This is a genomic window from Levilactobacillus senmaizukei DSM 21775 = NBRC 103853, from assembly GCF_001592085.1.
Lineage (GTDB): Bacteria > Bacillota > Bacilli > Lactobacillales > Lactobacillaceae > Levilactobacillus > Levilactobacillus senmaizukei.
Genome location: NZ_BCWD01000001.1, coordinates 60283 through 86919, shown reverse-complemented (window position 1 = coordinate 86919; position 26637 = coordinate 60283). Strand labels below are relative to the sequence as shown.

General features: G+C 49.1%; 28 protein-coding genes and 1 tRNA gene. 23 read left to right on the top strand and 6 right to left on the bottom strand.

The genetic code is table 11. The features are described 5' to 3' along the window. The first annotated feature begins 386 nt into the window (after positions 1–386). Entirely contained in the window at positions 387–1370 is a 984-nt protein-coding gene (locus LSE01S_RS00435) for a choloylglycine hydrolase family protein (RefSeq protein WP_061775652.1), read from the top strand. 3 nt (positions 1371–1373) lie between these two features. Further along, positions 1374–1823: a GNAT family N-acetyltransferase gene (locus LSE01S_RS00430; RefSeq protein WP_061775651.1), complete on the top strand. Its 450-nt coding sequence runs from the start codon at positions 1374–1376 to the stop codon at positions 1821–1823. A 112-nt stretch (positions 1824–1935) separates the two neighbouring features. Here the strand turns inward: LSE01S_RS00430 and LSE01S_RS00425 are convergent, their stop codons facing one another. Then, positions 1936–4185 (bottom strand): beta-glucosidase, encoded by a 2250-nt coding sequence (locus tag LSE01S_RS00425; RefSeq protein ID WP_061775650.1) that lies wholly within the window; start codon positions 4183–4185, stop codon positions 1936–1938. Between the two features lie 412 nt (positions 4186–4597). On the opposite strand from LSE01S_RS00425, the gene LSE01S_RS00420 reads away from it, so the two are divergent. The 7 genes from LSE01S_RS00420 (at position 4598) to LSE01S_RS00390 (ending at position 12119) form a co-directional block, all read left to right on the top strand. Further along, positions 4598–6238, top strand: a complete 1641-nt coding sequence (locus tag LSE01S_RS00420; RefSeq protein WP_061775649.1) for a peptide ABC transporter substrate-binding protein — start codon at positions 4598–4600, stop codon at positions 6236–6238. Between the two features lie 119 nt (positions 6239–6357). Further along, a complete protein-coding gene (locus LSE01S_RS00415; protein ID WP_061775648.1) occupies positions 6358–6906 on the top strand; it encodes a DNA-3-methyladenine glycosylase I in 549 nt (182 codons plus the stop codon). A gap of 518 nt (positions 6907–7424) precedes the next feature. Then, positions 7425–8234, top strand: coding sequence for a MetQ/NlpA family ABC transporter substrate-binding protein (locus tag LSE01S_RS00410; protein ID WP_061775647.1), 810 nt, complete (start codon positions 7425–7427; stop codon positions 8232–8234). Positions 8235–8537: 303 nt separating this feature from the next. Next, entirely contained in the window at positions 8538–9602 is a 1065-nt protein-coding gene (locus LSE01S_RS00405) for a methionine ABC transporter ATP-binding protein (RefSeq protein ID WP_061775646.1), read from the top strand. A 39-nt stretch (positions 9603–9641) separates the two neighbouring features. Next, entirely contained in the window at positions 9642–10286 is a 645-nt protein-coding gene (locus tag LSE01S_RS00400; protein ID WP_061775727.1) for a methionine ABC transporter permease, read from the top strand. Positions 10287–10542: 256 nt separating this feature from the next. After that, on the top strand, positions 10543–11475 hold the full coding sequence (locus LSE01S_RS00395) for a DMT family transporter (RefSeq protein ID WP_082622289.1): 933 nt from the start codon (positions 10543–10545) through the stop codon (positions 11473–11475). 14 nt (positions 11476–11489) lie between these two features. Further along, entirely contained in the window at positions 11490–12119 is a 630-nt protein-coding gene (locus tag LSE01S_RS00390) for a histidine phosphatase family protein (RefSeq protein WP_061775645.1), read from the top strand. Positions 12120–12188: 69 nt separating this feature from the next. Here LSE01S_RS00390 and LSE01S_RS00385 read toward each other — a convergent pair whose 3' ends face one another. After that, positions 12189–12404, bottom strand: coding sequence for a P8 family protein (locus tag LSE01S_RS00385; protein ID WP_061775644.1), 216 nt, complete (start codon positions 12402–12404; stop codon positions 12189–12191). 208 nt (positions 12405–12612) lie between these two features. Here LSE01S_RS00385 and LSE01S_RS00380 point away from each other — a divergent pair, with 208 nt between their 5' ends. Next, positions 12613–13596: an aldo/keto reductase gene (locus LSE01S_RS00380; RefSeq protein WP_061775643.1), complete on the top strand. Its 984-nt coding sequence runs from the start codon at positions 12613–12615 to the stop codon at positions 13594–13596. A 124-nt stretch (positions 13597–13720) separates the two neighbouring features. Here LSE01S_RS00380 and LSE01S_RS00375 read toward each other — a convergent pair whose 3' ends face one another. Continuing rightward, positions 13721–14101: a glycine cleavage system H family protein gene (locus tag LSE01S_RS00375; RefSeq protein ID WP_061775642.1), complete on the bottom strand. Its 381-nt coding sequence runs from the start codon at positions 14099–14101 to the stop codon at positions 13721–13723. Between the two features lie 145 nt (positions 14102–14246). On the opposite strand from LSE01S_RS00375, the gene LSE01S_RS00370 reads away from it, so the two are divergent. Then, positions 14247–15284 carry a lipoate--protein ligase family protein gene (locus LSE01S_RS00370; protein ID WP_061775641.1) on the top strand — a complete coding sequence of 346 codons (1038 nt, stop codon included), beginning with the start codon at positions 14247–14249 and terminating at the stop codon, positions 15282–15284. Next, entirely contained in the window at positions 15281–15592 is a 312-nt protein-coding gene (locus tag LSE01S_RS00365) for a DUF7671 family protein (protein WP_061775640.1), read from the top strand. The genes LSE01S_RS00370 and LSE01S_RS00365 overlap by 4 nt, the downstream gene beginning before the upstream one ends. A 167-nt stretch (positions 15593–15759) precedes the next feature. Here the strand turns inward: LSE01S_RS00365 and LSE01S_RS00360 are convergent, their stop codons facing one another. Next, complete coding sequence (locus tag LSE01S_RS00360) at positions 15760–17409, bottom strand: peptide ABC transporter substrate-binding protein (protein ID WP_235808278.1); 1650 nt, start codon at positions 17407–17409, stop codon at positions 15760–15762. Positions 17410–17652: 243 nt separating this feature from the next. Here LSE01S_RS00360 and mutY point away from each other — a divergent pair, with 243 nt between their 5' ends. The 7 genes from mutY to murI all read left to right on the top strand — a co-directional run bounded on the left by mutY (position 17653) and on the right by murI (position 23758). Continuing rightward, a complete protein-coding gene (gene mutY / locus LSE01S_RS00355; RefSeq protein WP_061775639.1) occupies positions 17653–18792 on the top strand; it encodes an A/G-specific adenine glycosylase in 1140 nt (379 codons plus the stop codon). A 67-nt stretch (positions 18793–18859) separates the two neighbouring features. Further along, a complete protein-coding gene (locus tag LSE01S_RS00350; RefSeq protein WP_061775638.1) occupies positions 18860–19180 on the top strand; it encodes a hypothetical protein in 321 nt (106 codons plus the stop codon). 11 nt (positions 19181–19191) lie between these two features. Then, on the top strand, positions 19192–19812 hold the full coding sequence (locus LSE01S_RS00345) for an alpha/beta hydrolase (RefSeq protein WP_061775637.1): 621 nt from the start codon (positions 19192–19194) through the stop codon (positions 19810–19812). A 178-nt stretch (positions 19813–19990) separates the two neighbouring features. Continuing rightward, on the top strand, positions 19991–20194 hold the full coding sequence (locus LSE01S_RS00340; RefSeq protein ID WP_011668621.1) for a cold-shock protein: 204 nt from the start codon (positions 19991–19993) through the stop codon (positions 20192–20194). Positions 20195–20351: 157 nt separating this feature from the next. After that, a complete protein-coding gene (locus tag LSE01S_RS00335) occupies positions 20352–20591 on the top strand; it encodes a cytochrome b5 domain-containing protein (RefSeq protein WP_061775636.1) in 240 nt (79 codons plus the stop codon). Between the two features lie 730 nt (positions 20592–21321). Beyond that, the gene (locus LSE01S_RS00330; RefSeq protein ID WP_082622290.1) at positions 21322–22887 is read left to right on the top strand and encodes an amino acid permease; all 1566 of its coding nucleotides are present in this window, start codon (positions 21322–21324) and stop codon (positions 22885–22887) included. 79 nt (positions 22888–22966) lie between these two features. Then, positions 22967–23758: a glutamate racemase gene (gene murI, locus LSE01S_RS00325; RefSeq protein ID WP_225417563.1), complete on the top strand. Its 792-nt coding sequence runs from the start codon at positions 22967–22969 to the stop codon at positions 23756–23758. A 95-nt stretch (positions 23759–23853) separates the two neighbouring features. Here murI and LSE01S_RS00320 read toward each other — a convergent pair. Then, positions 23854–23927 (bottom strand) — tRNA-Arg (locus LSE01S_RS00320). A gap of 138 nt (positions 23928–24065) precedes the next feature. Between LSE01S_RS00320 and LSE01S_RS00315 the strand changes: the two genes are divergently transcribed. The 4 genes from LSE01S_RS00315 to LSE01S_RS00305 all read left to right on the top strand — a co-directional run bounded on the left by LSE01S_RS00315 (position 24066) and on the right by LSE01S_RS00305 (position 25694). Next, positions 24066–24386 carry a hypothetical protein gene (locus tag LSE01S_RS00315; protein ID WP_061775635.1) on the top strand — a complete coding sequence of 107 codons (321 nt, stop codon included), beginning with the start codon at positions 24066–24068 and terminating at the stop codon, positions 24384–24386. A gap of 116 nt (positions 24387–24502) precedes the next feature. After that, on the top strand, positions 24503–24652 hold the full coding sequence (locus LSE01S_RS11040; protein WP_164510961.1) for a hypothetical protein: 150 nt from the start codon (positions 24503–24505) through the stop codon (positions 24650–24652). Positions 24653–24829: 177 nt separating this feature from the next. After that, on the top strand, positions 24830–25522 hold the full coding sequence (locus LSE01S_RS00310; protein ID WP_061775634.1) for an NAD(P)H-dependent oxidoreductase: 693 nt from the start codon (positions 24830–24832) through the stop codon (positions 25520–25522). Next, entirely contained in the window at positions 25515–25694 is a 180-nt protein-coding gene (locus LSE01S_RS00305) for a hypothetical protein (RefSeq protein ID WP_061775633.1), read from the top strand. The genes LSE01S_RS00310 and LSE01S_RS00305 overlap by 8 nt, the downstream gene beginning before the upstream one ends. Before the next feature lie 64 nt (positions 25695–25758). On the opposite strand, the gene thiD is transcribed toward LSE01S_RS00305, so the two are convergent. After that, positions 25759–26598, bottom strand: a complete 840-nt coding sequence (gene thiD / locus LSE01S_RS00300) for a bifunctional hydroxymethylpyrimidine kinase/phosphomethylpyrimidine kinase (RefSeq protein ID WP_061775632.1) — start codon at positions 26596–26598, stop codon at positions 25759–25761. Positions 26599–26637 lie beyond the last annotated feature (39 nt).

The window sequence follows — 26637 nt, the reverse complement described above, 5'->3', positions numbered from 1 at the left end:
GTTAGCGAACGATCATGTTAACAGAACCTAAACAATGTGATGACCGACAACGCAGCCAACCGGGCAGTACCCACGGGGGTAGTTAGGGTTAGAGTGGGATGCTTTCCATGCTAAGAATACCCGACGGCCGGACCGATAGATATCGGAGAACCGTGAGATCTTTAAAAAAGCCAAAGTTTTACCGGTGAATTTAAAATGCTCAGTTAATTATGGTAACCAAAGATCAGGCACCGTGAACATAACGGGCTTAAACCGTTTAGGGACGTATAGAATGCTGATCTGAAGGGATTTAGCGATTCAATCATATAATTAACGATTATCCGTGCACAAATTCACCTCAAGGTTTAAAATAGTGGATAACTATATTGGAAACGGGATGATTTTTAATGTGTACTAGTTTGACCTACGAAAATGGTCGTGGCGATCACTTCTTGGCTCGGACCATGGATTTTGCTTTTGAATTGGGTGGTCAACCGGTCTTTATGCCGCGTCACCAAACTATTCACGGGGATGCCGGGGATTTCACCACTAAGTATGGGTTCGTTGGTGGTGGCCGCAATTTAGGTCACTATGTTTTTGTCGACGGAGTCAATGAGTTCGGGTTAGGCGCGGCGGCCCTGTATTTCCCACAATATGCTAAATACCAAACCGAAGCAGCTGACGATAAGTTAGGCTTAGCGCCACATGATTTTACGGCTTGGGCGATGGGAAATGCCAAGAGTGTTGCGGATCTTCGTGAATTAGTCAAGACGGTTCAGTTACTGGATATTCCGGTCTCATTGTTAGGCCTCACAACGCCCTTGCACTACATCTTTAGCGACCCAACCGGTGACACTGCCGTGTTAGAAGCTACTGATGATCATTTACAGCTAATCGATAATCCAGTGGGTGTCATGACGAATGCCCCCCAACTGAGCTGGCATTTACAGAATTTAAGCACTTATGGCACCATGCAGGCGGCCGAACGGCCCTTACATGACTATATGGGAATGGAATTGAAGACCCAAGGACCTGGAACTGGCGCCCTCGGGTTGCCTGGTGATTACACGTCACCATCCCGATTCGTTCGGACCGTCTTCAACCGGCATTACAGTGAAACGGCCGCCGATACGCCCACAGCGCTGAACACCTTGCAACATCTACTCGACAGCGTGACGATTCCTAAGGGGGTCAAGCTTAAGCCGGATGGGAACAGTGACTACACCCAGTATCGAGGCTACATGAGCTTGGACGAACGTGCCTACTACATGGAACCCTACGATAACTTGGAGTTACAAGGGGTTAAGATTACCGACAAGATGTTGTCTGACTGGGATACGCCGATGGAATATCCACTGGATCACACCCCACACGTCAGTCACTTGAATTAGCCTATGCTGACTTTTAAACGAGTGGCCTTTGCGGATTTAACGACGACGGAGCTTTTTGCGATTTATAAATTACGAACGGAAATATTTGTGGTAGAGCAGGCGTGTGCCTATCAGGAAGTTGATGATCTGGACTTAACTGCCCAACATCTGTTCAGTTTGGACACGGATGGTCAAGTCCTGGCGTATGCCCGCATCATGGACGAGGGCGATCAGGTTCGAATTGGCCGGGTGGCGGTGGCTAAGCGTCAACGGGGCCAGGGATCGGGCCGCACTTTGGTAACACAGGCCATTCAGGCCGCCCAAACCGTCGCGCCACAAGCGCAGCGGATCGTGATTCAGGCGCAGGCTTATCTACAGGCGTTCTACGCGTCATTTGGATTTGAGCCGGTGAGCGACGTCTACCTGGATACAGGGATTCCCCACCTTGACATGGTTTTAAAAATATCAAAATAAATAAAACACGAGTTATCCCGGTTAACTAAAGGGATAGCTCGTGTTTTTGGTTGAGAGGCTTCGCAATATTTCGCGAAAATATCTCGTTGGATTTCGTTAGTAAGGGTAAGGGCTAATGTTGGTTAGCCGCCGCAATGAAATTGTTAATGAGGTCCGCGGGTGTACCGAGTGAAACGGTTGCTCGTAACGGCATGTTCAGAAATAGCCGGTTTTGTAAGGCCAAGAGTTGGCCATCCTGATCGGTCGCGGTCAACATGGATGGTGTGTCCTCGTTGGCTTGCAGGGGGGCGATGACGGTCTCGAGGAATAATTCGCGAAGTTGGTCATCCGCCACGATTCGACTGAGGTACGTCTCTTCAGTTACCGGCGCAGGAGAGTTCTTGAAGTCCATCGTCAGCTTGGTTTGTAAGCGCATGTCTCGTGAAGAGTCACCGATCATAATCTCGTAGTCACCAGAGTCGGCTTGCCACCGTTGCTTAGGTTCACACCACCAGCTAAAGTCGCGGCGATTGAGCTTGAGGATGACTTGCTTGGTTTCATTCGGGGCCAGATTGACCTTGGTAAACGCCCGCAATTCCTTGGTAGGCATGGGGGCGTGGGTTGCATGGTTGGCAACGTAGAGTTGGGGAACCGCTTGACCAGCACGGTCACCAGTGTTGGTGACGTTAAAGGTAATCGTTGCGCCGTGTTCATTCTTGGTAATAATCATCTGAGTATATTCGAAGGTGGTGTAACTGAGACCGTGACCAAATGGGAATAAGACGTGCATTTCGTGGGTGTCGTAATAGCGATAACCCATGAAGATTCCTTCCGTATAGTACTCGTGATGTGGATCTTGGCCAAAGGTGGGGGCCATTGGCGTATCCGTCAAGCGTAATGGGAAGGTTTCGGTCAAGTGACCGGATGGATTGACCTTACCGGTGATAATATCCCAAGTCGCTTCACCGACCGCCTCACCAGCTAGATAGGTTTCAACGATCGCGTCGACCGAGTGAACCCACGGCATTTCAACCGCCGAACCGTTTTGTAAGACCACGGTCGTATGAACGTTGGCCTTCGCTAAGCTTCCAATCAGGTCAGTTTGATTTTCAGGCAACATCAGGGAATTTTTATCGAAGCCCTCGGACTCACTGGCAGCCGGGTAACCGGCGAAAACGATGACGTGATCAGCGGCCCGTGCCGCGGCTAGCGCGGCGTCGGCCAGGTGTTCATCGGTCTCGTCTTCGTCCAGGCGGTAACCGGGGTAGTAATTAGCCTTCAGACCACTGGCAGCCAGAGCTTCCAAGGGCGTCTTGAGGGTCGTGGGATTGACATGTGAACTCCCGGCACCTTGGTAACGGGGATGTTCCGCCAGCTCACCGATAATGACAACCTGACCGGACTTGCCTGGTTCAAGGGGTAACTCGTCATGATGGTTCTTGAGTAATACGATGCCATCGTCGGCGAGCTGCCGAGCAAAGGCATGGTGCGCGGCATGGTCGTAGGTGCTAGCTTCGGCCGCTGGTGCCCAGTCCTGAATGACGTGCAGCAGATGACGAATGGATTTATTGAGGGTTCCCTCATCCAATTCACCGGTTTCCACGGCACGGATAATTTCGTCGATTGACGCCTGTCCCTTACCAGGCATTTCCAGGTCTAACCCAGCGCGTAAGGACTGGGGATGGTTGGCAACGGCCCCCCAATCGGACATAACGGCGCCATGGTAACCCCATTCATCGCGCAGAATTTCACGTAACAGGTGCTTATTTTGAGAATTTAGCACGCCGTTAATCTTGTTATAAGAGGTCATCATCGTGGCGGGGAATGCCGCCTTCACAATGATTTCGAAGGTACGGAGATAGAGTTCTCGGAGTGCCCGTGGTGACATGTCACTTGAGGCGGTGAAGCGTTGATTCTCGCGGTTGTTGGCGGCGAAGTGCTTGACGGCGACGCCGACGTGTTGGGATTGAACGCCTTGAACGTAGGCACTGGCAAGCTTACCAGCGACCAGCGGATCTTCGGCTAGATACTCAAAGTTGCGACCGCCAAGGGGTGAACGCTTTAAATTGACCCCGGGTCCCAATAACAGACTGACTTGTTCTGCGCGGGCCTCGGTCCCTAAATGTTCACCTAGTTGGCGCATCAAATCTTCATTCCAAGTGCTAGCGCTGAGCGCCGATGAAGGGTAGGCAATGGCCTTCACGGAATCGTTAAAGTCGGTGGAGGAGGTGACTTGCTTACGGAGCCCAGAAGGGCCATCGGTCATCATTAATGCCGGAAGTCCTAGGCGTTCTATGGCGGCGGTAAACCAACCATTGTGTCCGGTGACCAGTGCAGCTTTTTCTGGCAATGTCAGTGCGGCAAGCGTGCGTTCGATGTCCATACGTTCAAATCCTTTCTTTTCTCTTAGAATATCTTTAGTATACCGTTTTCGACAGGTGGTTGTTACCCATGAAGTAATATCTTTTGACAATCAATTCAAAGTGCGGTAACTTTAGTCTTGTGCAATCCAATTAGTTATTAAAAGTAAGGAGGGAAAATCACGATGATGATGAACGCAGGCCGAGTTGAAGTATTGAATGCCGCATGTTGCGTATGTAACGTGTCTCTTTGCGTTGCTCTAAATCGTGATTTTTCGGCTAACCAGTAGCATTACATAGCGACGACCGTTCCGGTCGTCAGTGTAACGGGTTACCTTTCACGATGCGAGTGAGAGGTAACCCGTTTTTTATGGCTTCAAGTGTGTTAGGGATTGCACGCCAATAAATTCATGAGGAAAAGGGAGCAATTATTTTATGAAAAAATGGACAGGAATTGGCTTGATTGCTGCATTAATCACGGTGAGTTTGAGTCTCGCCGCATGTGGTAACTCAGCCACATCGTCAAAGCCTTCGCAGGTCTTGCGCCTACCAGCAACGGCTCAACTCGATACGATTGACCTTGCCAAGGCCACTGGTTATGGTCAGACTGGGAATGTGTTCGAGGGCTTCTATCGTTTGGGTAAGAACGGCAAGGTCGCCCCAGGGTTGGCCGACTCGGTTAAGGAATCCAAGGACCAAAAGACCTGGACGTTCCATATTCGTGACAATGCGAAGTGGAGCAACGGTGACAAGATTACCGCCCAAGACTTTGTTTACTCTTGGCGCCGGACATTGACGCCATCCACCAAGTCCTCTTACCGAAATATGTTCTCCGGGATTAAGAACGGGGACCAGATTATTGCCGGAAAGGCTCAGCCAGAAACGATTGGGATTCATGCGAAGAATGCTCAGACGGTCGTGGTCAAGCTGGATAAGCCAATCGCCTACTTTAAAATTTTGATGGCCTATCCGCTGTTTGCCCCACAAAATGAAAAAGTGGTCAACAAATACGGCAAGAAGTACGCGACCAAGTCCGAATACATGGTCTACAGTGGGCCATTTAAGATCTCAAACTGGAGTGGGACCGGTAACACGTGGTCATTCGTTAAGAATAATCACTACTGGGATAAACAGGTGGTTAAGCTGAACAAGGTTAACTTCCAAGTTGTCACGAACCCGCAGACGGGTCTGAGCCTCTATCAAAACAACAAGCTCGATTTTGCTAACCTGACCAACGAACAGGTTAAGAATTACAAGAACGATAAGGCCTTTAAGGAATATCCATACTCCATCGTGATTCATCTGAAGTATAACTTCCAAGATGCCGACAAGGCTAAGCGGCGGATCATGAGCAATCAAAATATTCGGCAAGCAATTGCACTGTCGATTAATCGAGGTCAATTGACGGAGAAGGTCTTAGGTGATGGTTCCGTGACACCAACCGGTTTCGTTGCCAGCGGTCTGGCTAAGGATCCCAAGACGGGTGAAGATTTCGCCAAGCAACAGACGGTGAAGGACTCAACGACGTACAACCCAAGTTTAGCCAAGAAAAAGTGGGCCGCGGGGTTGAAAGAATTAGGTGTCAAGAAGGTAGACTTGAACATTATGGCCGGTAACGACGACGTTGCAGCCAGCACCGTCACGCAATATTTGAAGAGTGCCCTGGAAGATAATCTCAAGGGCTTTAACTTGAAGATTCAAAACGTGCCGGCTTCCGTCGCCCAATCGCGTTCCACGAGTGGTGACTTTGACCTGTACCTGTCACACTGGGGAGCTGATTTCAACGACCCAATTTCCTTCCTACAAATTCCGGTGAGCTCAAATTCTCTGAACTACGGCAAGTGGTCCAACAAAGAATATGACGAATTGATTGATAAGGCCCAAAACCAAGATGCCGGTCAGCCAGAGGTTCGTTGGCAGGATATGATTAAGGCGGCTAAGATGCTGAACAAGACGCAAAGCTTTACGCCGTTGTATCAGGCTAACTATGCCTATCTCCAGCGGAACACCGTGAAGGGCATCATTCACAACACGGCTGGTACGCAATGGAGTTACAAGTACGCTTATATTCAATAAAATAATTTTACCTGATTAAACGCACGGGCGAGCCATGACGAAGGTTATGGCTCGTCTTTTTGGTTTGCGCCGCTGAGCGTGTACAATGGGATCAAACTAGATTAATGAGGGGGGATTGCATGACCATTGGACCTAGGGATGGCCACGAGTGGACGACAAACGGTACGGCTGAGTATTCAGCCTATTTTGGCACGCCAACTCACGATGATCACGTGCTATTTGAATTATTGACGGTCGGGGTTTTTCAAGTTGGCCTCAGTTGGCAGGCCGCAGCCAGCAAGCTACCCGTGTATCGTCGGGTATTTGCGGGGATGGACCCGTTGACCGTGGCCGGTTTTGAGGACGAGGTCGATGGCGAACGAATTGCCCAGGATGCCAAGATGATTCGCAATGGTCGTAAGATTCGCGCCACGATTCATAACGCGCGGGGGATTGTCCAATTACAACAGGAATTTGGTAGTTTCAGCAATTACCTGTGGGAATTTGTGAATGGGACCCCATTGCTCTTACCAGCGGTTACGCGCGAGGAATTAGTGAATCAGTCGGCCATTGGTACGGCCGTAGCCCAGGACCTTAAACGGCGGGGATTTAGTTTTGTGGGTCCCGTTGTCACGCACATGTTTTTGTTGGCAGCAGGAATCATTCGTGAACAAATTATTGATGAGTAAGTGAAATTTAGGTTAGAAAATCTTTTGTTAATAAATTCATTTCAAGTGAACATATATAGTAGATTGCCGTAGTTCCGGCGCTAATTAGTGACTTTTTTGAGATTTGTGCTTGACACTTAATTAGAACTGCATTAGACTACTTGTAACTTAAGCGATTGAAAACAATGTGATCAGGAGAGTAACCACGTCAATGGTTCAAAGAGAGCTCGTGTTTGGCTGAAAGCGAGTAACCCACGGCGAGGTGAAGATGGCCTGAAAATTAATTGGTATCACTGAGTCATTTGATGAGGTGGTAATGCTTGGCACTCATTATCGTGCACGCACTCCAAGGCGCAAGTTGGCGAGTGTTAATGAGGAGCCGGCATTAGTCTATGCCTGACTCGAATTAGAATGGTACCACGACAAAGTTCGTTTCTATTAATTTAGGAGCGGACTTTTTGTTTTGGTCACGGTTTTCGATCGCGAGGGTAACAACCTTGAGTTGTTATAAAATTTGAGAATTAAAGGGGATTTTGAGTATGAAGAAATCATTCAAACATTTTAGCTGGTTATTGTTATTGCTGATTCCACTGTTGATTGTTGCCGGTTGTGGTAAGTCCAGTAGCAGCAACAAGACGATTAAGGTTGGGATCATGGGATCCGACGAGAAGATTTGGAAGCCGATTAAGACCAAGTTAGCCAAAGAAGGCGTCAAGATTAAGTTAGTCACCTTCACCGATTACAACCAACCTAACGCCGCTCTCAGTAATCATGAAATTGATATCAACTCGTTCCAACACACGTACTTCATGAATGCCTGGAACAAGGCCCACAAGACCAACATCGTTTCCATTGGTCGGACGGTCCGCGCACCACTACGTTTATACTCCAAGAAGGTTAAGAACGTCTCTGATATCAAGAAGGGTGACCAAATCACCATTCCTAATGACTCCACTAACGAAGGCCGGGCCCTACACTTACTGCAATCGGCTGGGTTAATCAAGGTTGATGGCAAGGTTGAATTACCAACGCCCAAGAACATCACCGAAAACAAGTTGAACTTGAAGATTACGCCGGTTGATGCTGCGCAAACCCCACGCTCCTTATCCGATGCCGCTGGTGCCGTGATCAACAACGAATTTGCAGCCGAAGCTAAGTTGCCAAACAACGAAACCATCTACAAGGAAAAGCTGAACAAGGCCTCAATTCCTTACATCAACATCATTGCTGCTAACAAGTCTGACAAGAACAACGCGACCTACAAGAAGATCGTGAAGGCTTACCAAACCGAAGCAACCAAGAAGTTGTTGAAGAAGTACTACCATGGTTTAACCATCCCGGCATGGTAAACCAGCCGTCTCATTCGGGACCACTGAGAGTTAGACCCGGTGAGTTTCGATGAACAACTAAACGATTAGCGACCGACTTCAATCAGTCCAATGGTGAATTGCCAATGAATTGATTGAAGTTTGGTATTAATATAGTAGGTTTTTGTTAATTAATGTTCTTTTAAAGCGTTGGGAACAGCGTGAGAACGGTCGTTGGTAGTTGACATGGGTCTGTCACTTAGATCCGGTCACGAAAACGCCGATTAACGATACCCCATCAATGATTAAATTTGCCGGCATAGGCGAGTGAGGAGAATGAAATCTGTGACTAATGAAGCGATTATTCAGTTAAAAGATATCGATGTGACCTTTCATACCAAGGGTCAGACCGTGAATGCCGTGAAGAATGTTTCTCTCACGGTTAACCGCGGTGACATCTATGGTGTCGTCGGTTATTCCGGGGCCGGTAAGAGTACCCTGGTACGGGTGATCAACCGCCTTCAACGGCCAACCGCCGGCACGGTGTCGGTCAATGGCCAGGCCATCTTGAATCTTCGGCCGAAGGAACTCCGAGCGGCTCGAACGAAGATCGGCATGATCTTCCAACACTTTAATCTCATGGCATCACGGACGATTGCGGACAACGTGGACTACCCCTTGAAGGGCGGTTCATTGTCCCGCGCGGAACGGAAAGATAAGGTCGACCATCTCTTGGACCTGGTTGGCCTGACGGATAAGGCCAGCGACTATCCCGCCCAACTTTCCGGTGGGCAGAAGCAACGGGTCGCAATCGCGCGGGCGTTGGCCAATGATCCTGAGATTTTAATCAGTGATGAAGCCACTAGTGCGTTGGACCCTAAGACCACGTCATCGATCCTGGAACTATTGAAGCGGTTGAATCAAGAACTGGGTCTGACGGTGGTGTTGATCACCCATGAAATGGAAGCCGTTAAGGAAATCTGTAACAAGGTGGCGGTCATGGATGAAGGAGCGATCATCGAACGGGGTAGTCTGGTCGACATCTTCAGTCAGCCTAAACAACCGCTGACGCGAGACTTCATTAACACCGCTACGCAGATTGACCAGGCTTTGGTAAAGATTTACAAGCAGGCCGATAAGCTCGATCTGGGCGATACCCAGCAATTGGTTCAACTCCAGTATGTGGGCGATCAGACGGATTCGCCCCTGATCACGGAACTTTACAAGCGCTACGGCGTGGTTTCCAGCATTTTGTATGGTAACGTGGAAATTCTGCAAGACACCCCACTGGGCAATTTAATTGTGGTGATGAGCGGCGAACCTGACAAGCTGACGGCAGCTTGGGACTACTGCCAAGAGCAGGGTGTCCGGATTACACATTTGAAATCAAAGAACTCGGAGGTGGCCTAATTGACCTTTTTTGCAAAATACTTTCCCAACGCGGTCACGATGAAGAGTGACTTTATTCAAGCAACCGGTGAAACTTTCTATATGACCCTATTTACGGCAATCGTGGCCGGTATTCTCGGCATGGCGATTGGAATTGGGTTAATTGTGACCCAACCCGGTGGGATTCTAGAGAATCGAGCGGTTTATAATATTCTGGATAAGCTGGTTAATCTGTGTCGGTCGATTCCGTTCGTTATCTTGCTGGCCGTGATTGCCCCTTTGACCCGACTGGTCGTTGGGACGGCCATTGGGACAACGGCCGCCATTGTGCCCTTGGTCATTGGTTCTGCGCCGTTCTATGCTCGACAGATTCAAAATGCCCTGGCTGAAGTCGACCATGGGGTGATTGAGGCGGCCGAGTCGGTGGGTTCTGGTCCAATTGCGATTATCTTCCGGGTTTACCTCAAGGAAGGTCTAGCAGATATCATTCGTTCTTCCGTTCTAACCTTAATTAGCCTGATTGACCTGACCGCCATGGCCGGAGCAATCGGTGGTGGTGGCTTAGGGAACTTGGCCATCAACGTCGGGTACAGTCGGTTTGAAAGCGACGTCACGATCCTCGCTATGTTAATCATCTTGGTCATTGTGTTTGCCATCCAATTGATTGGTGACCTATTGGCCCGGCGGGTAGACCATACGGCCTAAGTCGATCGGAATTTTTCATCAATAAAAGTCATTTAACAAATAAGTAGTCGTAAGCTCAGCCTATGTTTGGCGCCGCTTTACGGCTACTTATTTAGATTTAGGCGTTGATAATTAGCCCCGTTCGTGGCTTAATGAAGAGTGGAAACGAAAATTTTTTGACCATTTATTGCCAAATTCTAATTTGCTTTCGGTAAAATAAGTCAGATTATTAGGAGTTTTGAATAGTTGATGAAAGTATGAAAGGATCTGCTGTTTCTTGAAAACGAATGCAAATTCGTCCGAAAATATCAAAAAGGGTATTTTTTGGGCAACGATGGCGTCTGCTATGTGGGGGATTTCTGGGACTGTGTTGCAGTTCATCTCCCAGAGTCAAAACGTTCCAGCCAGTTGGTTCCTATCTGCCCGGACTTCCGTGACTGGAGTGGTACTTCTGATCGTGAGTGCTATCATGTATGGCAAGAAGATTTTTAATGTCTTCAACTCGGTGCGCAATATATTATGGTTGCTCGCCTACGCCATCTTCGGTTTAGGGGCCAATCTGTTAACCTTCTATATGTCGGTTCAGACCGGTAACTCCGCGGCTTCAACGATTTTGCAATATTTGAGCCCCTTATTCATCGTGTTAGGGAGCTTAGTCTTCCTGCACCAGCGACCATTACGAAGCGATTTAATCGCCTTTGTTGTGGCCATGATCGGGGTCTTCTTGGCCATCACTCGGGGAGATATTTCCCAATTATCCATTCCGATGGTTTCGTTACTCTGGGGGATCGGCTCCGGGATTACCGCTGCTGGTTACGTCGTTTTGCCACGGAACCTAGTCAAGGAAGGTAACTCACCCATCGTGGTCTTAGGTTGGGCCATGTTCTTGGCGGGCATCATCTTTAACTGTTACCGGCCCGTCTGGGTGCAAACACCACCCATTAACCTGGGTTTGATTGCCTCGATGAGCACCGTGATTTTATTGGGGACCATTATTCCATTCGCGCTGGTACTGTACAGCACCCACTTCGCGCCGTCTGACGTGATTAGTATTGTGGACGCCACGCAACCAGTCATGACCTTTGTGCTCTCGATTATTTTCTTGGGCTTGAAGATTTCTGTGGCTGAGATTATTGGGTCAATTTTAGTTATTTTGGCGATTTATCTTTTGAATCGTGGTCGTCAAAAGGCGGATAGTCAGCGCGGCTGATAGGAAGTGAGACAATGACCACTTTTGATTGGGTTCGTCATGGCCAAACACAGGCCAACTTAGACGGACTGGCACAAGGACAATTGGATACCGCAGCAACCCATCTAACGCTGCGCGGCTTGCAACAAGCGGAACGGGTAGCTCAATGGATTCAGGGGACCAGCTATGATCAATTGATTAGTAGTCCCTTACACCGTTCACGGCAAACCACGGCGGCACTGACCCGAATGATCAGCCTGACACCAGAGTTTGATGACCGGTTGATGGAAGCCGACTATGGTGACTGGACCGGGGCCAGCCTGGAAGAATTACAGGCCAAGAACCCGGCCGCCTTCGATCCCATTACGGGTGAGGCGATGCCGGATGCGTTGCTGGCAGTCGGTGGTGAGTCCTACCGAGATGTGCAGCGGCGGGTTGGTGAATGGTTGGCTGAAGAAGTAGTTAACCATCCCGACGACCATATTTTAGTGGTTAGTCACGGGTTGACCATCAAGGTGACGGCCTTACTCATGCTAGGCACTCCGGCAACCGCTGCCTTAAGTGAGCCAGCGAATACGAGTGTCACGCGGATGGTGATTGATCCGGCAACGGGCCAACGCTATTTGCAGGGCTACGGTCTCGTGCCACAGTTAGACGAATTATAATTGATTGTAAACAAAAATCCTCTCGTTGATTAGCGAGAGGATTTTTTTGGTTGAAACAGCCGGGTGCTGTTACTTCTTGAGGTTAGCTTCAACGTAAGCCCGAACATCAGCGTCGGACTTAGCATCGATTTCCTTCATCGAAGCTTCAGTTTCATCGGTGTTGTGACCATTGGATTCCATGAAGTGATCCCAGAGAGCGTCACGAACAGGTAACGTTGCGTCGGACCAATCGAATACTTCGCTCATCTTTTCATCCAATAAAGCAGTCTTTTCTACAACAGCCATAACCAATTACCTCCAATTAGAAATTGGGGTCAGCGGTTTATGTTACTGGCATAGCCACCGGCTTCAACTTTTATGTTAGTCCTTTTGACGGCGAATGGTAAATATTTTGTTCAACCGGTCGCACAAATCGATTGAAATGCCCGTTTATTACTGTCAGAATGAGAGGGAAAGTACCGGCATGACTGGTACGGGAAAGTAGGGATAATGAATGAAGTATCGGACCTTGGGCAAAACAAATTTTGAGATCAGCGAGGTCTCATTAGGAACATGGCAACTTGGTTCAAAGTGGGGTGACCCGTTCAATGAACAAGACGCCCAGGACACGTTGGCGGCCGCTTACGATGCCGGTGTGAACTTCTTTGACACCGCGGATATCTATCAAGACGGTCAGAGCGAACGGGCCTTAGCCAGTTTCATTAAGGATAAGCGTGATAAGGTCTTTGTTTCGACTAAAATTGGCCGGAAGCTAGATCCACACGTGGCTAGTGGCTACACCAAGGCCAATATCACGAAGTTTGTTGAAGAAAGCTTGCAGAATTTACAAGTTGATGCCCTGGACAATGTGTTATTACATTGTCCACCCACACCGGTTTACTACGAACCCGAAGTCTTCTTCGCACTGGATGAGCTGAAGAAGGCCGGTAAGATTAAGAATTATGGGGTCAGTGTCGAACGGGTTGAAGAAGGCATGAAGGCCTTGGACTACGATATTTCGGCTGTGGAAATCATTTACAACATGTTCCGCTTACGGCCAGCCGATAACTTCTTCAAGATGGCCCAAGAACACAACGTCGGGATCATTGCCCGGGTGCCATTAGCCAGCGGTCTGTTGAGTGGAAAATACACGCTGGACACCACGTTTGGTAAGGACGACCACCGGAGCTTTAATCGCCATGGTGAGGCCTTTGACCAAGGGGAAACCTTCTCCGGGGTCGACTACGCCACGGGGGTCAAAGCAGCCAATGAACTGCATGAACGCTTGGGGTTGGATCAAGCGCTGGCGCCCCTTGCTTTGCGGTATATCCTGATGGCGGATGCTGTAAGCACCGTCATTCCTGGCGCTTCCAAGCCAGAACAAATTGCTCGTAACGTGGCGGCCGCGGATTTGCCAGCCTTTACGGATGACCAAATGGCCATCGTGCGGGATGTTTACAATAAGTACATTAAGAACCCCGTTCAATACAAGTGGTAAATTTAGAGACACTTAAAGACGCCGGACTCGCTGTCCGGCGTCTTTTGTTAGACGAATTTATTTGGCTACAAGCTGTGCGAACGAGGCGCCAGCCTTGCTTAAAGCTGGCGCCCCACACGCGCGGTTAGTGGCTTTGAATATCCAAAACCCAATTATCACTTTGTGAGTTTTCATTCAGCCGGGAGGGGTCGGTAATCAATGCCTCGTTGACTTTGATTATGGTACCGGCCACCGGCGTCTTGAAGTTTTCGACGGCCTTGTCGCTTTCAACCTCGAGGATGTCATCGCCCTCGGCGAGCACATCACCATCCAGGACGGGAAGATCGGCAAAGCTAATCTCGCCGATTTGGTCCAAGGCATCGCTGGAGAGGCCGAGCCGATAATGCCCCTGATCGCGCTGCTCTAACCAGACACCATCCTTGATGGTTACTGATGGCTCTGGGGCCTTATGCCGGGGCCACCAGCTGAATAGTCGTTGCCAAAGTGATGGTCTTGATTCACTCATAAGAATTCCTCCCTCGTGTCTACTCATATTGAGTATACGCTTTCATTAATCATCCTGACAATAACTCGGCTCGTTGAAAGTTGTTGCGGCCGTAGGTGTATGCTAAACTCAATTTAAAATAGGCTCAGGGAAGGGAGCAACACAGATGTTTCTGATCGATACGAATCGCCATGGCAAGGTAGTCACGGATGCGGTGGTGAACCAGTCCATCGATAATTATCTGGTAAATGACTTAAAGCTACCTGGTCATGGCCTCATGATGTACGTTAATCAACCGGCCGTAATTGTGGGGATTAACCAGACGGTGACGGCCGAGGTGGATTTTAAATACCTGGCCGAAAATCGCGTGCAACTGGTACGGCGGACCTCCGGTGGTGGCGCGGTGTACCATGATGAACGCAACTTAATCTTTGAACACATCGTGAATGGTGACCCGCAAGATGGGTCAAAGTTTGGCGACTATACGGTCTTTGCCGACCCGATCTTAAAGGCATTGGCTGAAATGGGCGTCGACAACTTAGGTATTAGTAACAAGAGTGCCTTGATGGTTGGCGACCGTAAATTTTCTGGCATGACCATGTTTAAGAATGGGGACGGCTATGCGGCTGGTGGCACAATCATGTATGATCTCAATGTTGCGGCGGCCCATGCGGCGTTAATTCCCGCTGCGGAAGGGGGGCACCCCGGGGTTGCCTCGAATCGCGTTTCGATTACGAATTTACGCCAACACCTGGCACCGGCCTACCAGGATCTTTCCATTCAGGAATTCCGCGTGGCACTACTTTGTCACATCTTTGGCGTCGAGCGACTGGATCAAATTGAAACCTACCATCTGACCGACCACGATTGGGCGGTGATTGATAAGCGGCTAGCAGAAAAGTATGCGACAGCCGCCTGGAACTACGGGGCTAATCCCGGTTTCCGCGAGTATCGGCAACTCAATCTGGCGGCCGGTCAACTACACGTTAATTTCACACGGCACCGTGACCTGTTGCGGTCAGTGGCCTTGTTTGGCACGGTGGCGACGCCGGCCGCACTTGCGGCCATTGCCCAACGGTTAGTGGGCCAACCGGCCACCATCGCGGCGGTGAAGGCGATCCTGACTGTGCCGGCGGTGTCGGCGGTCATTGGCACCGATGGCGTTGGAGCATTGGTTCAGGCCTTAACGGAGGTGAGCGAATGAAGGGACAATATGCGGTAAACCTCTATACGGGGGTCCCGGTGGTGGCCAACGCTTCGGGTGACTATGAGATAAAACGTGAACCGGATGGTGACTTTAAGCTGCACGCCTGGCGCACCGGTAAACACAGCAAAGGAAAATACCAAGGTGTCGGCCAGATCTTCTTGACCGAGAATAACTTGAAGGTGGCCGTCATTGCAGCCGAGCCCGTGCCATTTAAAAAGCGTCACGATTACACCCCCATGCAACGCCTCACCAGCGAGTTCGTCAGTGACGCCGTCGTTGCGGCGGCATCTACGGCGCTGAACTAATTTTTTTAGGTTAGGGACTCGCTTACGGTGGTTAAATATAACAAAAATGGGTCTGGGACAAAGCCCCCAGACCCATTTTTTGCGTACCAGTCGATATGGCTGAAACGTGCGACCAAGGGCAGCCGGTTCCGCTTAAGGCTAATTGCCTTTTGTCTCACTCGCTTTATTTATTTCACGAAGTAAGCACCCTTGAAGTTGGACTGGGTACCGACCGTGTTAAATTGCACCCCATTAAGCTTAGGATTGACCAGGTAGTTGCTGGCTGGTTGTAAGAGTGGGGTCACGCCTTGATACTTCATCAGGATACCCTCGGCCTTTAGTAGGTTCTGCCACCGCCGATTATTAAAGCTGCTGGCGTTGCTGGCCTGAGCAACCAAGTCATCGTAGGTCTGGTTGGACCAGTGGCCGGTGTTCGCCGCATTTTCGGTCGTGAAGAGGGCTAACATGGACAAGGGGTCCGCGTATTGGGCCCGTTGGGTGGTGAGGGTAATATCGGTATCGACCTCGTCGTCCTGTTCGCTGATGGTCCATTCACGGGCCTTCAGCGTTACCTTGAGGCCAGGCAGTACCTTGGTTAATTGTTGCTGCAGCCGCTGCGCCACCTTTTTTGTCGAGGGTCCCACTAAATAGCTGAGGGACAGCGTGGGATGGCTGATTTCAGCCTGCTTCAGAGCGGATCGCCATTCCTTGGTGGCTAATTTGGGATTGTAGGCCAAGGTTGACTGGTTCGTTTGCGCCGCGGCGAAGTCAGCGGTGCCTCGTTGACCACGACTCAGGCCGGCGGGAACAATTCCCTGTGCTGGTAACGAGGTAGCACCATAAGTCGTCGTTCCTAAGCTCTTACGGTCGATGGCATGCGAGATGGCCAGTCGAGCCTGCGACTGCTTGAGTAAGCGATTGACGCCGGGCTTGGGCCCTCGTTGCCGGTAACTCAAAAGTAACATCTTAGAGTATGGCCGCGCCGTGTAATCAGCCTGCTTTTCCAGGTGTTTATCTTTTTGGAAGGGCAGATGCACCTCATCCAATCGGCCATCCTGGTAGGCTTGCCACATCTTCTTTTGTGATTTGAAGACGGTGACATTGATCCGCGTCAGGTAGACGTGGTCCCGGTCCCAGTAGTGGGGGTTCGGCACGAGGTGCCAGTGAGTCTTGGTGTAGCCCTTGGTTGCCACCATGAAAGGTCCCCCATAGACTTGGTATTGCGGTTTGGTGGCGTACTTGGCCCCATATTTTTGGGCCACCCGTTCATTCTGGGGTCCAAATAAGGGATAGGCCAGTCGTTCGGGCAATTCCGCCATGGGGTGATCGAGCTTGACGACAAGTTTGAATTTGCTGGGAGCACTGACGCCTAACTGCGTTGCCGGGAGCTTGCCCGCTAAGATTGGCTTGGCATTGTGGATTCCCGTGAACAGATCGGCGTCTGGCGCCTTAGTCTTGGGGGCGAGGGCGCGTTGCCAGGAATAGACGAAATCCTTGGCGGTGATCACGTCACCATTACTCCAATAAGAATCGTGATATAACGCGAACGTGTAAGTCGTTTTGGCTGCATTCACCGTGACCTTTTTAGCCAGAGCTAGTTCGGCTTGCCCCTCGTTGGCAGTGGTGTAGAGGCCCTCAATGGTATTGTTTAGTCGGCCAAATTGACTCAGTTTGTCGGTATCCAACGTACGAATGGGCTGAGTGCTGGCCAGATTAACGACCTGGTGTTTCGTCATCACCCCTTTGCTATCGCTGGGTGTTTCCGTTTCGTGGCTGATGGAACAGCCGGCAAGACTTCCACACAGAATAAGTAATAAGAATAATCTCCAATGTTTCACAATTAATCCTCCGATAGGTTAACGCATGTCCCTGAACAATTAGCCGATGGCTGCTAGCAGGTAGCGCGGTTAGTTGGTGCTGCTGAACGTGGCGTGATGGCCCGCAACACCCGATTGTTCAATGGGTTATCTTTCTCGATAATAGGTGAGTCCTGAGGTGGCGTCAAGCCCCATTTATGGTCGCACTTGTCGTCACGGTCAGAATTGGCTAGAATGGGGAAAACGATGGAAGGATGGGATTCAATGGAAGAGTGGACACCGGCCACTATTCAAGCTTTTCGCCGGGCACTATTGACCTGGTATGACCACGAAGGTCGGGATTTACCCTGGCGACGCGATCACGATCCCTACCATGTATGGGTGAGTGAAGTCATGCTACAGCAGACACAAGTCCAGACGGTGATTCCGTATTATCAAAACTTCATGGCAATCTTTCCCACGGTGGCGGCCTTAGCGGCGGCTCCGGAGCCCGACCTATTGAAGGCTTGGCAGGGGCTGGGTTATTATTCGCGTGCTCGTAACCTCCAGCGTGCCGCCCAACAGATTGTGACGGACTATCATGGACAATGGCCCCGGACCGCCGCGGGACTGGCAGACTTAATCGGCGTGGGACCTTACACGGCCGGGGCGATTGCCAGCATTGCCTTTGGTGAAGTGGTACCGGCCGTCGATGGCAATGCCTTTCGCGTCTTCGCCCGACTCCTAATGATTGACGATGACATCGCTAAACCGCGGACCCGTCAACGATTTGAAAACATTATTCAGCCAATCGTGGATCCCGAACGGCCGGGAGCCTTTAACCAGGCGATTATGGATCTGGGGTCAAGTTATATGACGGCCAAGAATTCCGATCCCGCCCATTCACCGGTTAGGGACTTTGATGCTTCGTACCAAGCAAATCGGGTGGCAGACTTCCCCGTCAAAACCAAGGCACCACGGCCAAAATTAATGCCGTATTATGGCTTGATTATCCATTCACCAGCGGGGTATCTCATGGTCCAACGCGGGGAACAGGAAATGTTGAGTGGTTACTGGACTTTTCCATTGGTCTTACAGGCCGACCTTCGGGAGGACGAGGCGGAGGTTGCGCCGACAGTGACAACGGATATTACCGAAATGACGCGGCGCTGGCAAAAAGACATTCAGTTGGATCTTGATTTACAGCCGCTAGGTGGCCGCCCAGTGAGTCAAACCTATACGCATCAACGGTGGCAGGTGAAATTATTAACGGCCAACTTACAAACCATTTCCGACCTGCAATTTTACCCGGGGCAATGGGTTGCCCCCGGGGATATCACGGATTTACCCTTGCCAAAAGTTCAGGAAAAGATGCTGCAACGGTTGCAGGACCAAAATCCCTTTGAAGAATTGGAATGGAAGTAGTTCTCGTTCGGTGAAAAAGGCTGTATGATTGGTTTAAAATTAAATTAATTCAGGAGGAGTGATCAACATGCCCACAATTTTTTCCGTTTTAAAACAAGTCTCCATGAATCATCAAGAAGTTGAAAGTCATCAGGTCGTGGTCACCGATCCCGCGGGAAAACCCAATGGATTATTGACCGATTTGTTGCGGGATTTAATTAATAACGCGTTGTTGTTTGTCTCACTGAAGGAAATTACCTCGGCGAAGGAACTAATTGAACACTTACGGAGCCACACACCACTACCGATCGACGTTTTATCCGAATACGAAAAGATTCTCACCGAGACCTGTTCCGGCTTAAACTTCGCGCCGCAAAAGGAACAAATTGAGATTGTGGTTCGGCGTTAGGAGGTTCGCTCGTGGATGACGATGACTTAATTGAATGGTTGCCGGGTGCCAATACCGAGCCGCCGGTACTCCTCTTGCAGGGGACCGGTGGAACCAATCAGGAAATATTAACGTTCGGTCGACGCTTGGCGCCACAGAGTCCTTTGATGACCGTTGCAGGGCGTCAAGGGATTGGAGCCCAGCGGCAATATTTCCGGCAAACGGCCGCCGGTGCCATCAATGCCGAACAAGTCGCGACCGAGGCCCAATGGATCGGTAGAATGGCCCTTCAGATGTGCACAGAGCAACACTGGGAAAGCCAACGGTTAGTTGTTATCGGCTACTCTAACGGGGCGGCTATGGCTGCATATGGCGTGCAGACGGGCGCAATTCCGGCCACGACGGCCGTCTTGTTTCATCCGCTCTGGTTGGCGGCTCCGTCGATTCAGGAACGCCCCGACTTGGCGGCCTGGCTTTCAGCTGGTCGGCGTGATCCGCTGGTTAGTGTGGGTACGGTGAGTCAGGTTGAATCCGCTTGCAAAAAAACCGGTGGGACAACAAAATTAGAAGTCACCAATGGCAGTCATCAATTAACGCCGCAAGAAGTACTCGCGGCGCGGTTATGGTTAACACGGCAGATCGGTAACTCTTAAAAAAAGCCACTAAAATCAAACAACTCATTTGCTATTCTGCCGAATACCTGTTATCCTATGGATAATGTATTTATGGTTCGGAAGTTTTAAAGGCTCGACGTTCTTTAAGAATGGCTCCTTTGACCCCAGCTTTCAAATGCAAATATTATTGCGCTATGCGCACGGAGGTTTCATTCTTATGGAACAAGGTACTGTTAAATGGTTCAACGCTGATAAAGGTTACGGCTTCATCACTTTGGAAAACGGCTCAGACGTTTTCGTTCACTTCTCTGCTATCAACAGTGAAGGCTTCAAGACTCTTGAAGAAGGCCAACACGTATCCCTTGATGTAGAACAAGGCGACCGTGGCCCACAAGCTGCTAACGTTTCGGTTGTCGACTAATTTACATTAGCCTAAATCGAGTTTAAAAAAGCCATCGACGGTGTGTCGGTGGCTTTTTTGCTGTCATCATTTTTACTTATCGGGTGACCACCAAAATACTTGAGTTGGCTGGTTATCTCCACTATGATGGGGATAAATAAATTAGGTGGTGGATTGGATGAGTGAAAAGGTCTTTAATCAATCGGAATTAGCAAAGTTTGACGGTCAAGCAGGGCAACCAGCATACGTGGCTGTCGATGGCACAGTGTATGATGTCACTGGGGTGGCCGCCTGGTCCGGTGGTCGACACCACGGTAATTTAGCAGGGCAAGAATTGACGAAAGTCATTGATGGCCAATCGCCTCACGGTCGCAAGGTTTTAAAAGATCTACCCGTCGTTGGCACCTATGCTGACTAAATAAATTGACCAAGAGCATCCCGTTGAAGCCGGTTGGCTGATGGGGTGCTTTATTGTTAGTTGTTGTAATCAACTAACAAGCGGAAAAGTTCGTCAAAATAAGGTCCAAGGGGCTGAATTAATTTATCCAGGAATTATGCAGAACCTCAGCAAAAGTCGTGAACGAGGTTGGCTGGAAAGGTATCATGGATAAACCGGTTGAGCAATGGTATCGCTTACATGTGGCTGATGCCGTGGAATCAATCATAGCGATAGCCTGAGTATCACGTTTAACGGTTCAATCGACTAGTCTGCACCTGTCGTGGCCAAGTCAGGTTTTATGAATAAAATCGTGAACGTATAAACTCGAGTAAAGTGGGGAAACTTTTTTTAGGAACGCCGTGCTAACAACGTTTTGAAAACGTATTCAATAGAACTCCTCGCTAATCGACCACAAACATTAGAAACGGGTTAAACGATTGAGGCCGTACATCTGGATATTGAACATTTGTTCACAAGAAAAATGCAAAACATGAATTATTATACGAAAATGGTCTAAAAAATACTGGGTCTATACCATGTCGTCCCCTAAAAGAGTTAGACACATCATAGTAAATGTCTATTACCGTTTTTTAATTTATGGCTTATGATTAGCACGTAATTTAGATTACATACATTTGGCCAAGTGTACTCGCGCTATTACTTCATTTTTAATAGATATTACTTCAATTATAAAGGATATGACATAATTATGAAGAATAATGAAACCTCAGGATCCAGTGAAGCGACTAGCAGCGCCGAACTTAAAGCGCGTAATCAACTTACTGGACCTCAATTTTTCTCAATGACGATTTCCATGGTTCTGACGGCTTATGGTTTTGCGGCCTTCGCCCTGAACGGTGCCGTTGCCATCTTCTTCCTGTTTATTGCCGGTATTTTATGGTTTGTTCCCGTTACTCGTACCGCCGGTGAAATGGCGTCTATCGATGGTTGGGAACGTGGTGGTGTCTTCACTTGGACTAAAGCGACGCTGGGTGACCTACCTGGTTGGGCTTCAATCTTCTATCAATGGATTCACATCACGGTTGGGATTAACACCATGATGTACTTTGCCATTGGGTGTTTATCGATTTCCGTTGGCTTCCCATTCATGAACGACAATCCAGTTATGCGGTTCTTCTTCCAAATGTTAATTCTTTGGAGCTTGATTGTTATTCAACAACGGGGGACTAAGACCACTGGTAAGATTGCGCAATGGTGCTTCTTACTTGGTGTTGCTCTGCCAACCATCTTCTTACTCTTGGTATTTATTATCTACTTAGCAAAAGGCAACAAGATGTTAATTACGATCAACTGGCACACGATCTTCCCTAAGAACTACCAGTTCGCAACGTTAGTTGGTTTGGTTCCATTCGTTCTGGCCTTCGCCGGTGCCGATGGTTCTGCAACCCACGTTAAGGACTTAAAGAACCCACGGGTTTACCCAAAGGCTATGATGCTCTTAGCAATTATCGCGATTGCCACTGATATCATTGGTAGTTTGTCAATTGCTGGGACCATCCCAGTTGACAAGATCCAATTGAGTACTGGTGTGGTTTACGCATACGGCTACATCGTTGCCAAGCTTGGGTTCTCTGCAGCCATGGTTCAAGTAACGCAAACGATTCTCGGTGTGCTTTTCGCTATCGGGATTCTTGGAATCATCAGTGGTTGGGTTGTTGGACCTAACGCTGGGATGCACGAAGCGGCTTTGCAAGGTTACATGCCTAAGATCTTCACTAAGACTAACCGTTGGGGTATTGAAACTAACCTGATGATTCTTCAAGGGATCGTTGTTTCACTGATGGGTGCTTACCTGACCTTTGGTGCTGGTGGGACTAGTAGTAACGTTTCCTTCCGGACGGCCATGGGGCTAACCGTTGCCATTTACATGGTTATGTACATGACCATGTTCGTTGGTTACCTGGTTCTTCAATTCAAGCACAATGACATTCACCGGGTCTTCCTGGCCGGCAGAACTCACATCATGCGGATTCTGATTGGGATCTCTGGATTCCTACTGTCATTGCTTAGCTTCATCGTGACCTTCTTCGCACCAACTGGTTACACGGTTGCTCAAGGTCATACCTACACGAAGATGTTGCTAATTGCCTTCACGATTGTTCTGGTTATTCCATTTATCATGTACACCTTCCGTAAGAAGTGGGCTAAGGAAGTTGGTTTCAGTATCGAAGATGCTAAGGAAGACCGGAAGCGTTTATTAGCTCCTGGTAAGCCTAGCGATGACGATGCCAAGGTAGCCACTGAAGAAGACTAGACGTTTCGGAAGCTACCGGTTTATGTTGTTACTTAATAATTTTTGTGAAATGTGATGAAAACGAAAGAAGGTTTTTCTTTTGGACAAGCGGCCTATCGGCTTTATGGATTCTGGTATTGGTGGATTAACGGTTTTCGATCAAGTTTTTAAGAAGTTACCTAATGAAGATTACATTTATATTGGTGATCAAAAGAATTTGCCATATGGTGAAAAGTCTTCAGAACTGGTTTGCCAATTAACGACACGGATTGCAAAATACGAAGAAACCTTGGGTATTAAGATGATGGTTATCGGTTGCAACACGGCAACCGCTGCCTCATTGGATTACCTGCAAAAAGAATTAACCATTCCAGTGATTGGGGTTATCGACGCGGGTGCTGAACTCGGTGTTGAAACAACCAAGAACCATAAGATCGCTGTTATCGCAACTAACGGGACGGTTAAGTCCGGCCGTTATGAACGCAAGATTAAAGAGTTATTACCGGATGCAGAAGTTATTTCTAAAGGGTTACCAGACTTTGTGACCTTGGTTGAAGGCGGCCATGCTAAGGATGCCGACACACCAGCTAAGGTTGCGGATGCTTTGAGTTCATTCGATGGTACTGGTGTTGACACCATGATCATGGGATGCACCCACTTCCCAATTATCCGGGATAGCATTCAAAAGGCTGTAGGCCCAGACGTGACGTTAGTTGACCCAGGTGTTGGGGCAGCTAAAGCCGTTGACAAGTATCTCGGTGACAATGACATGTACAACGACCAAGACAAGGGAACCCAAAAGTTCTTGAGTACTGGGGACGAAAAGGCGTTCGAAGAACATGCTAGCACGTTCTTATCCTACCCAATTACGGTCAGCCACATCGATCTGTAGAAATTGAGATTCCATTATAGTGCAAGTTAAAAATACCCATAACGTTGGCATCAAACCAACGTTATGGGTATTTTGTTTGGAACGATTAAAATTGATGTCGCAAGAGAGATTCGAACCCTCGACCTACGGTTTAGAAGACCGTTGCTCTATCCAGCTGAGCTATTGCGACCTAATGGCTCATAGCCCCTTAATTATAGAGAAGCAAGCAAGGTGTGTCAATTGATTGTTAGGGTGAATGGGTGGCTAGTTGACGGGGTAATGCTGTTCAAGTAGAGTGGAATTAAACAACCAATGGGGGGACGTAAAAATGGCCATTATTCATACGATTGCAGAGGTCGTGGTATTCTTTGCGGCGATCTGTGTCATTTACTACTTTTTCCAAATTACACAGGCCCAAGGTGTCCGTAAGCAAAATCTCAAGTATTTGGGATTGTCGGTGCTGGTCTTACTGGTAGCCTACCCAACGGCAAACCTCTCGGGGAAGAAGGATGTTAGTCCAACCAACCAGGTGTCTAACCAGGTCCGCAAGACTAAGAAACGGCGTGAGTCTGAGTCTCGCGAGCAGTCAAGAAAGGAATCCGCGAAGAAGGCCTCAACGAGAAAGGAATCCCGATCGACAAGTAAGTAACTTAACAATTCAATGAGAAAATCAAGAAATTCTAATTATTGAGTCGGAGCCCTTGAAATATTCCTGTAACATTAGGATAATAGTCTTGTAACCTAATGTTGACGGGGGGAATTGTTATGTATGCTGTTTTGATTATTTTATTGCTCATCGCAGTTGCCGCAGCAGGACAATTGTATGTCAGCAATCGAGAGGCTTTCCGCAAGCGAAGCAAACACTTGGCCACTCGACGTAAATATGATGACGACTCAAATGGTCGCTTAATTTAACAATCGTCAACGGTAGTGAATTGACTCACTACCGGGGGTCGTGGCTGATGGCTACGACCCCTTTTTCTGTTTTCTAACCAACGAGTGCTTGATATGAAGTCGTTAGGGTGTTTGTGCTAAAGTATGAAGGAGAGTACGTACGCGAAGACGGCGTAAAAATAACGAGGAGCTGAAGGCATGACCACCTTGGTTTTAGTATCCCATCCAGAGCTAGCAGACTCGAGTACCCAACAGTTTTTAAAGGCGAGTCTGCCCAAAACGGATGTTGTATGGGAACATATCGAAAGTCAATCAACGATTGATATTGAAAAGGAACAGCACCAACTACGTGCGGCGGACCGGATTATTTTACAATTTCCATTGTATTGGTACACTGCCCCGGCAGGGTTAAAGCAATGGGAAGACACCGTGCTGACCCGTAACTTTGTGTATGGCGATCGACGTTATCCGTTGGCTGGTAAGGAGTTAGGGCTCGTGGTATCGACTGGCATGCCAGCCACCGCGTTCCAACGGGGTGGAACCGAAGGCTTCTCACTGGATGCTTTATTGACGCCATTTGCCGCCCTGGCTCAGCGAGCCAGGATGGTGTGGCTGCCGACGCTAGCTATCCCCCAGTTTGGTTATCTGGAGGAGCCGGAAAAGCTCAGGCTAGTCACCGACTACCAACGATATCTGACGCAGACTTATCCGGATAGCTTAGCCAATCGACAGGTTTGGTTTGCGGAACAATTGGCTAAACAAATTGCTCAGTTACCAGCCGACCAACGGGTGACCGGGCGAATGCTGGCCGACCAGTTTGACCAGCGACGCACAGCCATTTCAGATTTGCAAGGCACCTTGGCAATGATTAAGGAGCAGGAAGATGACTGAAGAAACGAAATGGTTAACCGAACAGCTTGATCGGCTGGCACAACAGCAACCGGATTTCACTAACCGGGCGTTCTGGTTAGCGTTGGAACGAGTGGTTGCCGAGCAAGACCGCCGGACCGAACAGTTAGGCGGCGAGGTTGATGGCCGAACCTGGAGCCCGGATCGCTGGTAGATGAACTAAAGGTGGGTTCATAAGGTTGAAAAGGACCGTGACGATGGTCACGGTCCGGATAATCTTAGTCTTCAGTTGCAGGGGTCAGGTCAATCTTGGCAGCCTGGGCGGCCCAATGGTTGATAGGACCGAATTTGTGACCAACCTGGATGGGGTCACCGATAGCGGTGTTAACGAACTGCTTGGCAATTTGAATCGCCATCTTTATCGGGGTGCCCTTGGCCAATTCCGCCGTGATGCAGGCCGACAGCGAGTCGCCGGTGCCGTTAACTCGGTCGGTGTCATGGTACGGTTCACTGAGCCAGAAGCCTTCGCCCGATTCGAGTAACACGTAGTCCCTGACGACCGTCTGGTTGGAATCGCTATGGGCCCCCTTGGCGATCACGTTCTTGGCGCCCATGGCTTGTATCTTGTGGGCAGCGGTAATGGTATCATCATCGGTCCGGATGGTCATTTCGGCAATCTTCTGTGACTCATAAAAGTTAGGCGTAATAACCGTTGCCAGCGGTAAGAGTGCCATCCGAAGGGTGTCAAAGGCGCTTTCCTCCAGCAATTGGCTACCGTGCTTCGTCATAATGACGGGGTCCACAACCAATGGACCAAAATCACCTTTTTGATAATTCTTGACCACATTTTTAATCAATTCGGAGTCTGCCAGCATGCCGGTTTTAGAAGCCTTGATGTGGTAGTCGTCCGTTAAATCTTGAAATTCTTGGTCGATGAAGTCAGTGGGCATGGGGACGCTGGCGTGAATACCGTAAGAATTTCCGGCAACACAAGCGGTAATCACCGAAGCCCCGTAGACGTTGCGAGTAAAGAAGGTGTGCAAGTCGGCCTGCATACCTGCGCTACCATCGCTGTCTGAGCCGGCAATGGTGAGTGCCTGGGGAGTTGAATTAATCATGAGTTGTTTAGCCTCCATCGAAGAAATTAAAAAGCACGA